This window comes from Nocardia sp. NPDC057353 (assembly GCF_042667085.1).
In the GTDB taxonomy this organism is placed as follows: domain Bacteria; phylum Actinomycetota; class Actinomycetes; order Mycobacteriales; family Mycobacteriaceae; genus Nocardia.
On record NZ_JBHVAK010000112.1, the window covers coordinates 1 to 9819 of the forward strand.

Genomic DNA, 9819 nt, shown 5'->3' on the forward strand with positions numbered 1-9819 from the left:
CGTACGCGCCGACCGGCCTTCGTGGAGTCTGCGGTCAGCTCGCGGGGCGGGCCGTCTGCATGGCCCGGTCCACCTCCCAGAAGGCACGGAGCGCGGCGATGCGGCCCTGGTCGTCGACGCGGTAGGTGAAGACGCCCTCGGCGTCGATCACGTGCCCGCCGAGCGTGGAGCGGATGAGCCCGGTGAAGGCGATCTCGTTCCCGCAGGCGAACGAGTCGCCGAAGTGGAACTCGATGGCGTCGGTGGGCGCGATCGCCTTGTCCCAGAACGCGGCGATGGCCTCGGGGCCGTGGTGCCCCTTGCCCTCGGGGTCGAAGCCGGAGGGGCCGACCGGGTCCTCGACCACCCCATCCGGAGCGAAGAGCGCGAGCCAGGCGTCCTTGTCGCGTGCCCGCACCGCCGCCTGCGAGGCCAGCCCGGCCTCGCGCGCGGTCCCGCTCACGACTTGCCCACGATCGGGTCGGCGATGTACTCGGCGGCGAACTTCCGCATCGACTCCTGCTTGGCCTCGATCGGCCCGTCGAAGCCGATCCCGTCCGCCAGCCATGGCATGGTGATGGCGTCGGTGACCCCGGCATCGGCCAGATCCTGGTACCCGGCGCGCCCGAACTTGTCCACGCAGACCGCCTGGATCTCGAACGGGGAGTCCGCCCGGCCGTACTCGGCGCGCAGCTCGCGCAGCGTGCCGATGGTGGAGACCAGCTCGTCGTAGGTCATCATCGCCGAGGCCCACCCGTCGCCGACCTTCGCGGCCCGGCGCAGCGCCACCTTGGTGTGCCCGCCGATGTAGAACGGCACCGGCTCGCTCGGCGCCGGGCTGATCTGCAGCCGGTCGAAGTCGAAGAACTCGCCGTGGTACTCGACCATCCCGCCCGCCAGCACCAGCTTGATGACCTCGATCATCTCGTCCACCCTGGCGCCGCGGCGCTCGTAGGGGACCCCGCACCACTCGAACTCCTCGGGCGCCCAGCCGATCCCGACGCCGAAGCCGAACCGGTTCCCGGAGAGGTTCGCGACCGAGCCGACCTGCCTGGCCAGCAGCAGCGGATTGCGCGACCCCAGCTTGAGCACATTGGTGTAGAAGCGCAGCGTGCTGGTGACCGCCGCCATCGAGGCGGCGGCGATCAGCGGGTCGACCCACGGGGTGTCCTGGTCCCAGAATCGGCTGCCGTCGGCGGTGTACGGGTACTTGGCCGCCGCCGACTCCATGTAGAAGAGCGAGTCGGGCAGCGCGATCGAGGCGAAGCCGACCTCCTCGGCGGTCTTGGCCAGCGCGGGCAGCTGCTCCAGCGGGCTGAGCGCGATCCCGACGGTGAACTTCAGCGGCGCGCTCACGCCGGACGCTCCGAGCCGACGACCCACATGGAGAAGTACTGCGAGCCGCCGCCGTAGGCGTGGCCGAGCGCCTTACGCGCGCCGGGCACCTGGTAGTCGCCCGCCCGGTCCATGACCTGCTTGGCCGCCTCGGCGAAGCGGATCATGCCGGAGGCGCCGATCGGGTTGGAGGAGAGCACGCCGCCGGAGGGGTTCACCGGGAGCTGCCCGCCGATCTCGGTCTCGCCCTTCTCGGTGAGCTTCCAGCCCTCGCCGGGCGCCGCGAAGCCGAGGTTCTCCAGCCACATGGGCTCGAACCAGGAGAACGGGACGTAGATCTCGGCCGCGTCGATCTCGGCCAGCGGGTCCTTGATCCCCGCGGCTTCCCAGAGCGCGGCCGCCGCCTCCTGCCCGGCCTGCGGGTTCACCTGGTCGCGGCCCGCGTAGGTGGTGGGCTCGGTGCGCATGGCGGTGCCGTGCACCCAGGCGACCTTGCGGCCGGTGGCCTCCACCGCCTCGGCGGCCTCCGCGTCGCCGATGACCAGCGCGCAGGCGCCGTCCGAGGAGGGGCAGGTCTCGTCGAAGCGGATCGGGTCCCAGAGCATCTGCGAGGCCAGCACCGACTCCACGGTGATGTCCGGCTGGCGCAGGTGCGCGAGCGGGTTCTTGGCGCCGTTGCGCCGGTCCTTGGCCGCGACCATGGCGCCGATGTGCAGCGGGGCGTTGGAGCGGCGGATGTAGGAGCGCACGTGCGGGGCGAAGTAGCCGCCCGCGCCCGCGCCGACCGGCATGGTGAAGGGCACCGGAATCGACAGCGCCCACATGGCATTCGACTCGGACTGCTTCTCCCAGGAGACGGCGAGCACCTTCTTGTGCACGCCCGCCTGCACCAGGTTCGCCGCCACGACGCCGGTCGAGCCGCCCACCGAGCCCGCGGTGTGCACCCGGATCATCGGCTTGCCGACCGCGCCGAGCGCGTCGGCCATGTACAGCTCCGGCATCATGACGCCCTCGAAGAAGTCGGGCGCCTTGCCGACCACGACGGCGTCGATCTCGGCGATGGTGACGCCGGAATCGGCGAGGGCGCGATCGATCGCCTCCCGGCACATGCCCGCCATGGACACGTCGGTGCGTTTCGTCACGTGATTGGTTTGACCGGTGCCGAGCACCGCGGCCGGGAAGCTCATCGGTTCTCCGATTCGATGACGGTGACCAGGTTCTGCTGCAGTGCGGGGCCGCTGGTCGCGTGGGCCAGCGCCCGATTCGCGGAGCCCGAGATGATCGCCTCCGCCGCGTAGCCGATGCGCTCCAGCCCGGCGGCGAACATGGGGTTGCCCGCCAGCGCGCCGCCGGACGGGTTGATCCTGGTCTCCGGCTTCAGCCCGATGGCATCGGCCAGGATCAGCTGCTGGTGGCTGAACTGCGCGTGCAGCTCGGCGACGTCGAAGCCCGCGGTGTCGCCGCCGGTGACGGCCTGCGCCGCGGCGGCGGTGGAGGGCGAGACGGTGAGGTCGCGGACGCCGAAGGCCTGCGGGTCGATGCGGTGCGCCATGCCGGTGATCCAGGCCGGGCGCTCGCAGAGCTCGCGGGCCCGGTCGCCGACGGCGAGCACGACGGCGGCGGCGCCGTCGGTCACCGGCGCGACGTCGTGCGCGCGGAAGGGGTTGGCGGTGTAGGGATTCGCGAGCAGCGCCTCCACATCACCGTCCGGGCCCGCGGCCACGGCGGCCATGTCGCGCTCGGACCAGCGGCCCGCGTCCAGCCCGGCGCGGGCCTGCAGCCCGGCCACCGAGACGGCGTCCGGCCAGAGCGGGCCGACCAGGTACGGGTCCAGCTGCATGGTCAGGGTCTGGCGCAGGGTTCCCGCCGAGGACTTGCCGAAGCCGTAGACCAGGGCGGTCTGCGCCTGCCCCGAGCGGAGCTTCACCCAGGCCTCGTAGAGCGCCCAGGCGGCGTCCATCTCCACGTGCGACTCGTTGATCGGCGGCACCGCGCCGATCGAGTCCACCGCGGAGATGAAGGAGAAGGCGCGCCCGGCGAGCCAGTCGGAGGAGCCGGAGCACCAGAAGTCGATGTCCGACTTGCTGATCCCGAGCCGGTCGTAGAGCTTCTGGAAGATCGGCACCAGCATCTCCACGCCGTTCGTGGTGCCGAAGGTCTCGGGCACGTGCGGGGCGTGGGCGAAGCCGACGACTGCGATGTCGGTGGCGTGGTCGGTCACGGTTGGCCTCACAGGTGGTGTTTGTAGGTCTCGTAGTCGGCGTCCGGTTCGCCGCTGGGCCGGAAGTGGTCCACGTTCTCCAGCCCGTGGCCCCACTCCTCGCGCGGCTTCCAGACCGCCTCCACCCGCATGCCCATCCGCACCTCGCTCGCGTCGCAGCCGAGCACCAGGTGCAGCACGGGGATGTCGGCGCCGTCCAGCAGGACGTAGGCCGCGACGTACGGCGGCTTGATCCGCTGCCCGAGGAAGGGCACGTTCACGATGCAGAAGGTGGTGACGGTGCCCTTGTCGCTGAGCTCCACCATGTCGTCGGTGGGGATGCCGTCGGTCGGGCTGGCGCCGCGCGGCGGGAAGTACACCTTGCCGCCTGCGTCGGTGCGGCCGCCGATGAGCTTGCCCTCGGCCAGCCCGCGCAGGTAGACCGTTTCCTGAGGAGAGGCGGTGTGCTTGTAGTGCAGCTCCACCGGCGTGGTCAGGATCGTCACCGGCTCGGCGTCCGCGGAACCCGCTGCGGGCTCGGCGGTCTCGCCGGGGACGAAGTGCGCGATGTCGTGGATCGAGCCGGTGCGCTCGGCCGCCCACCGCACCCGGACCCGGAGGCCGGTGCTGATGTCGTCCGGGCTCGGCACGTCGACGGCGTGCAGCAGGGCGGTGTCGGCGCCGTCCAGCTTGATCAGCGCCCAGGCGAAGGGGCGATCGAAGGGCTGGCCGGGCAGCGGCTCGCTCACCCAGCTCCACGAGGTGACGGTGCCGACCTCGGCCACCTCGACGAACTCGCTCAGCGGCGCGCTGGTGACCGGGTCGAACTCGGCCGGTGGCACCAGCACCCGGCCGTCCGAGCCGCGGATACCGGAGATCCGGCCCGCGCGCAGCCCGCCGAGGAAGGCGCCGATGATCGGGCCCGCCGATCTGGTGTAGTCGAAGTGCACCCGCAGGGGCGCGCTGAGTACGTCGGGCGCGTGGTCCGGATCATTGCCGGGTGCGGCCGCGACGACGGCGGAAGCAGTATTCCCCTGAGTCACGATATCGAGTAGAACAGGTTCTTATTCTGCTGGCAAGCAGTTGGCCGGAAAGGGAGTCGATCATGAAGTTCGGATTGCAGCTCGGGTACTGGATGGCCGCCCCGCCCGCCAATGCCGGGGAGATGGTGACGGCGGCCGAGGAGGCCGGTTTCGACGCGGTCTTCGCCGCCGAGTCGTGGGGGTCGGACGCCTTCGGCCCGCTCGCCTGGTGGGGCTCGCGGACCAGCCGGGTGCGGCTCGGCACCTCGGTGGTGCAGCTCTCCGCGCGCACCCCCACCTCCACCGCCATGCACGCCCTCACCCTGGACCACCTGAGCGGCGGCCGGGCGGTGCTCGGGCTCGGCGTCTCCGGCCCGCAGGTGGTGGAGGGGTGGTACGGCCAGCCGTTCGCCAAGCCGTTGCAGCGGACCAGGGAGTACGTCGACATCGTGCGCCAGGTGCTGGCCCGCGAGGCGCCGGTGACCAGCGCGGGGCCGCACTACCCGCTGCCCTACAGCGGGCCGGGGTCGTCCGGGCTGGGCAAGCCGCTCAAGCCGATCACCCACCCGCTGCGCGCGGATCTGCCCATCTGGCTGGGCGCGGAGGGGCCGAAGAACGTCGCGCTGACCGCCGAGATCGCGGACGGCTGGCTGGCCATCTACTACGCGCCCCGGCTCGCCGGGATGTACAACGAGTGGCTGGACGAGGGGTTCGCGCGCGCGGGCGCCCGGCGTTCGCGGGCGGACTTCGAGATCGCCGCGAGCTGCCAGGTGGTGGTCACCGACGACGCCGCGGCCGAGATCGAGCGCATGCGCTGGGTGATGTCGCTCTACATCGGCGGCATGGGCGCGCCGGAGCTCAACTTCCACGCCCAGGTGTACCGGCGCATGGGCTACGACCGCGAGGTCGACGAGATCACCGAGCTCTTCCGGGCCGGGAAGAAGGCCGAGGCCGCCGCCGCGGTGCCGGACGAGATGATCCTCGACACCGCCATTATCGGCGACGAGGACCACGTGCGCACGCAGCTCCCGGTCTGGGAGAAGGCGGGCGTCACCATGCTCCTGATCGGGGTGCCGGACCTGGAGTCCATGCGCCGGATCGCCCCCATCGTGCAGGGGTAGAACTCGTTCTAGAAATCAGGCGGGCTCCCGCAACTCCGGGGGGAGCCCGAAGAGCGGGAAGAGCCGCTCGGTGTCGAGGAAGAAATTGAGCCCGGCGACCGCGCCGCCGTCCAGCTCGAGCACGGTGATCGACCACGGCTTCCAGAGCCCGGGCTCGCCGCTCGGCTTGTAGTGGCCGAAGGCGGGCAGGCCGTTGGCGCCCGCCAGCCGCACCATCCGGGAATCGCGGCAGGCGGCGCCGTGGCCGAGCATGAAGGCCGCGACGTCCTGCGGGCCGGAGACCCACAGCTCCAGCGGCGGCATGGAGAGCGCGACGTCGGTCTTGAGCAGCGTGGTCAGCGTGTCCATGTCGTAGGCCTCGAAGGCGGCGACGAAGTCGTCGACCAGCTTGCGCTGCTGCTCGTTGCTCTCGTCGTACTCGTCGGTCTCGGTCGGGGTCACCTTGGACATGGTGGCGCGCGCCCGCTGCAGCGCGCTGTTCACCGAGGCGGGGGACATGGTGAGCGCCTGCGCCGTCTCGTTCGCGGAGAAGCGGAGCACCTCGCGCATGATCAGGATGGCGCGCTGGGTGGCGGGCAGGTGCTGGCAGGCCGCGACGAAGGCGAGGCGCAGCGTGTCCTTGGTGCTGGCGTGCTCGGCCGGGTCGGCGCCGAAGGCCAGCGCGTTCGGGATCGGCTCGATCCAGACGTAGTCCGGCTGCGGGGCGGGCAGCGTGGAATCCGGGCGGGAGGGCCCGTTCATGTCCATCGGCCGCGCCCGGCGCTGCGGGCCGTCCAGCATGTCCAGGCAGACATTGGTCGCGATCCGGTACAGCCAGGACCGCAGGCTGGCCCGCCCCTCGAAGGAGCCGTAGGACTTCCAGGCGCGGGTGAAGGTCTCCTGCACCGCGTCCTCGGCCTCGAAGGAGGAGCCGAGCATGCGGTACGCGTAGGCGCAGAGCTCGCGCCGGTGCCCTTCGAAGGCGGTGAGCACCTCCGGGGTAACACCGGCGCTGGTGGCAGCGGTGGGGGTCTCCATGGGCTCACCCTGCCACAGCGCCCCGACAGTTTTGAGCCCCGAAATCTGCGTGGCGATGAATTCGATGCGACCGTGTCGTCTCTGCTGGTGACCCCTCGAACGCACCACGTCAGGAGGCCACCGTGGCCAGCAAGATGATTTTCGTGAACCTGCCCGTCGCCGACCTGCCCCGCGCCAAGCGCTTCTACGAGGCGATCGGCTGGAAGGTGAACGAGGACTTCACCGATGCGAACGCGTCCTGCATCGTGATCGACGACAATATCTGCCTGATGCTGCTGACCAGGGAGTACTTCCAGACCTTCGGCAAGCGGCCGACCGCGGACACCGTCGCCACCCGCGCCGCCTCCTTCGCGCTCGCGCTGGGCAGCGCGCAGGAGGTGGACGCGCTGGTCGACGCCGCGGTCGCGGCAGGCGCCACCGAGGAGGTCGACGAGACCAAGAAGGCGGAGGAGGCGGAGGTCGGCATGTACGGCCGCAACTTCATCGACCCCGACGGCCACACCTGGGAGCCGTTCTGGATGGACCAGCCCGGGGCGGAGTAGCCCGCCGAGTGCGGGCCACCCACCTCGGCGCATCCCGCGCCGCGGTGGCCGCGCGTCCGACCCCGGGGTGCTCCGCCAGCCCCCGGCGCCGGGCGCGGGCCTGCTATTCGCCCGTGAAGACGGCCTTCCGCTTCTCGGCGAAGGCCCGCGGCCCCTCCTTGGCGTCCTTGGTCTTGAAGACCGCCATCCCGACCTCGCCGTCGATCTTGAACGCCTCGTCCTCCGGCATCCCCTCGGTCTCCCGGATGGTGCGCAGGATGGCCTGCACCGCCAGCGGCCCGTTCCCGGCGATCACGTCCGCGATCTCCAGCGCCTTGTCCAGGGCACTTCCGTCCGGCACCACGTAGCCGATCAGCCCGATCTCCTTGGCCTCGGCGGCCTTCAGGTGCCGCCCGGTCAGCAGGATGTCGGCCGCGATGGTGTACGGCAGCTGGCGCACCAGCCGAACCGCCGAGCCGCCGAGCGGGTACAGCCCCCAGCGCGCCTCGGAGACCCCGAACTTCGCGCTCTCGCCCGCGATCCGGATATCGGTGGCCTGCAGGATCTCGGTGCCGCCCGCGATGGCCGCGCCCTCCACCGCCGCGATCAACGGCTTACGCAGCCGGCGGCCCTTGAGCAGCGCGGGCAGCGTGGTGGCGTCGAACCCGCCGGTGAAGGTCTCGCCCGGGTGCTGCTTGGTCATGCCCTTGAGATCGGCGCCCGCGCAGAAGGCCCCGCCCGCGCCGGTCAGGATCGCGACCCGGATTTCCGGATCTTCGTCCACCTGGTCCCAGGCATCGAGCATGATACCCATCATCTCGGTGGTCAGCGCGTTCCGCGCCTCCGGCCGATTCAAGGTGACGATGAGGACGTGGTCCCGCTTCTCGACGAGGCACTGAGCCATATCGGGGTTCTCCTGACTTCTGAGGCTTGTCAGAAACAGTAACACGTTCTATTTTTAGCTCTGTGAGCTACAACATAGCGGATCTCGTCGAACACGCCATCGATCTCATGCCGGACCGGATCGCTCTGGCCGACGACGCCCGTGAGATCAGCTACGCCCAGTTGGAGGAGCGGGCCAACAAACTGGCTCACCACCTGCTCGAACAAGGCGTGCGTCCGGGTGACAAAGTCGGCATCTACTCGCGGAACACGATCGAGGCCGTCGAGGCCATGGTCGCGGTCTTCAAGGCGCGGGCGGTGATGATCAACGTCAACTACCGCTACGTCGAGAACGAGTTGCAGCACATCTTCGAGAACTCGGACATGGTCGCGCTCGTGCACGAGCGCCGCTACGGCGACAAGGTCGCGGCCGTCCGGGCGAAGGTGCCCGCGCTGCGCACGCTCGTCGTGGTGGAGGACGGCACCGACACGCCGTACCCGGAGGGCGCGGTCGAGTACGAGGCCGCGCTGGCCGCGGCGAGCGGCGAGCGGGACTTCGGCGAGCGCTCGCCGGACGACCTCTACATGCTCTACACCGGCGGCACCACCGGCCTGCCCAAGGGCGTCATGTGGCGCCAGGAGGACGTGTGGCGGGTGCTCGGCGGCGGCATCAACTTCATGACCGGCGAGTACGTCAAGACCGAGACCGAGCTGGCCGAGCAGGGCGCCGCGAACCCGGGGATGACCCGGTTCCCGATCCCGCCGATGATCCACGGCGGCTCGCAGTGGGCCTCGTTCCAGAGCCTGTTCAGCGGCGGCAAGCTGGTGATGATCCCGGAGTTCAGCGGGCACGGGGTCTGGCAGCACATCGACCGGCACACCATCAACGTCGTCTTCATCACCGGCGACGCCATGGCGCGGCCGATGCTGGACGCGCTGATCGAGGGCAACCCGGAGACCGGGAAGCCCTACGAGCACTCGGCGCTCTACGCGCTGGCCAGCTCCGCGGCGCTCTTCTCGCCCAGCCTCAAGGACAAGTACCTGGAGCTGCTGCCGAACACCATGATCACCGACTCGATCGGCTCCTCGGAGACCGGTTTCGCCGGGCTCAGCGTGGTCGCCAAGGGCAGCGCCTCGGACGGCGGGCCGCGGGTCAAGATCGACGCCTCCACCTCGGTGCTCGGCGAGGACGGCAAGCCGGTGGTCCCCGGCTCCGGCCAGATCGGCATCTTGGCCCGCAAGGGGCACATCCCGCTCGGCTACTACAAGGACGAGGCCAAGACCGCCGCGACCTTCCGCGAGTACGACGGTGTGCGCTACTCCATCCCCGGCGACTACGCGCGGGTCGAGGAGGACGGCACCGTCACCATGCTCGGCCGCGGCTCGGTGAGCATCAACTCCGGTGGCGAGAAGATCTTCCCGGAGGAGGTCGAGGGCGCGCTCAAGGCGCACCCGGACGTCTTCGACGCGCTGGTGGTCGGGGTCGCGGACGAGCGCTGGGGGCAGCGCGTGGTCGCCGTCGTGCAGCCGCGCGACGGCGCCAAGCCCACCCTGGCCGAGCTGCACCCGACGATGTGCGAGAGCATCGCCAGGTACAAGCTGCCGCGCAGCCTGTGGTTCGTGGACGAGATCAAGCGGTCGCCCGCGGGCAAGCCGGATTACCGCTGGGCCAAGGAGCAGACCGAGGCCAGGCCCGCGGACGAGCACGCCGAGGCGAGCACCAAGTAGGGCTCTTCGACGGG

Annotated in this window: 10 protein-coding genes; 3 read left to right on the forward strand and 7 right to left on the reverse strand. The window is 70.6% G+C overall.

Annotated features, from left to right (window positions below; translation table 11 throughout):
• Positions 1-34: 34 nt before the first annotated feature.
• From ACFUUZ_RS31065 to ACFUUZ_RS31085, 5 genes are read right to left on the reverse strand one after another with little or no spacing between them, the layout of a single operon-like run.
• Positions 35-442, reverse strand: coding sequence for a nuclear transport factor 2 family protein (locus tag ACFUUZ_RS31065; RefSeq protein WP_378702506.1), 408 nt, complete (start codon positions 440-442; stop codon positions 35-37).
• Positions 439-1323, reverse strand: coding sequence for a TIGR03619 family F420-dependent LLM class oxidoreductase (locus ACFUUZ_RS31070; RefSeq protein WP_378702523.1), 885 nt, complete (start codon positions 1321-1323; stop codon positions 439-441). Before ACFUUZ_RS31070 ends, ACFUUZ_RS31065 begins: the two co-directional genes overlap by 4 nt.
• 8 nt (positions 1324-1331) lie before the next feature.
• Entirely contained in the window at positions 1332-2501 is a 1170-nt protein-coding gene (locus ACFUUZ_RS31075) for a thiolase domain-containing protein (protein WP_378702508.1), read from the reverse strand.
• Positions 2498-3547, reverse strand: a complete 1050-nt coding sequence (locus ACFUUZ_RS31080; protein WP_378702510.1) for a thiolase domain-containing protein — start codon at positions 3545-3547, stop codon at positions 2498-2500. The genes ACFUUZ_RS31075 and ACFUUZ_RS31080 overlap by 4 nt, the downstream gene beginning before the upstream one ends.
• Positions 3544-4557, reverse strand: coding sequence for a Zn-ribbon domain-containing OB-fold protein (locus tag ACFUUZ_RS31085; RefSeq protein ID WP_378702512.1), 1014 nt, complete (start codon positions 4555-4557; stop codon positions 3544-3546). Before ACFUUZ_RS31085 ends, ACFUUZ_RS31080 begins: the two co-directional genes overlap by 4 nt.
• 62 nt (positions 4558-4619) lie before the next feature.
• Between ACFUUZ_RS31085 and ACFUUZ_RS31090 the strand changes: the two genes are divergently transcribed.
• Positions 4620-5657: an LLM class F420-dependent oxidoreductase gene (locus tag ACFUUZ_RS31090; RefSeq protein WP_378702514.1), complete on the forward strand. Its 1038-nt coding sequence runs from the start codon at positions 4620-4622 to the stop codon at positions 5655-5657.
• Between the two features lie 15 nt (positions 5658-5672).
• Here the strand turns inward: ACFUUZ_RS31090 and ACFUUZ_RS31095 are convergent, their stop codons facing one another.
• Positions 5673-6674, reverse strand: coding sequence for a sigma-70 family RNA polymerase sigma factor (locus ACFUUZ_RS31095; RefSeq protein ID WP_378702516.1), 1002 nt, complete (start codon positions 6672-6674; stop codon positions 5673-5675).
• Positions 6675-6796: 122 nt separating this feature from the next.
• Between ACFUUZ_RS31095 and ACFUUZ_RS31100 the strand changes: the two genes are divergently transcribed.
• Positions 6797-7216, forward strand: coding sequence for a VOC family protein (locus ACFUUZ_RS31100; RefSeq protein WP_378702517.1), 420 nt, complete (start codon positions 6797-6799; stop codon positions 7214-7216).
• Between the two features lie 103 nt (positions 7217-7319).
• Here ACFUUZ_RS31100 and ACFUUZ_RS31105 read toward each other — a convergent pair whose 3' ends face one another.
• Positions 7320-8099 carry a crotonase/enoyl-CoA hydratase family protein gene (locus ACFUUZ_RS31105; RefSeq protein WP_378702519.1) on the reverse strand — a complete coding sequence of 260 codons (780 nt, stop codon included), beginning with the start codon at positions 8097-8099 and terminating at the stop codon, positions 7320-7322.
• A gap of 62 nt (positions 8100-8161) precedes the next feature.
• On the opposite strand from ACFUUZ_RS31105, the gene ACFUUZ_RS31110 reads away from it, so the two are divergent.
• Positions 8162-9805 (forward strand): acyl-CoA synthetase, encoded by a 1644-nt coding sequence (locus ACFUUZ_RS31110; RefSeq protein WP_378702521.1) that lies wholly within the window; start codon positions 8162-8164, stop codon positions 9803-9805.
• Positions 9806-9819: the final 14 nt, after the last annotated feature.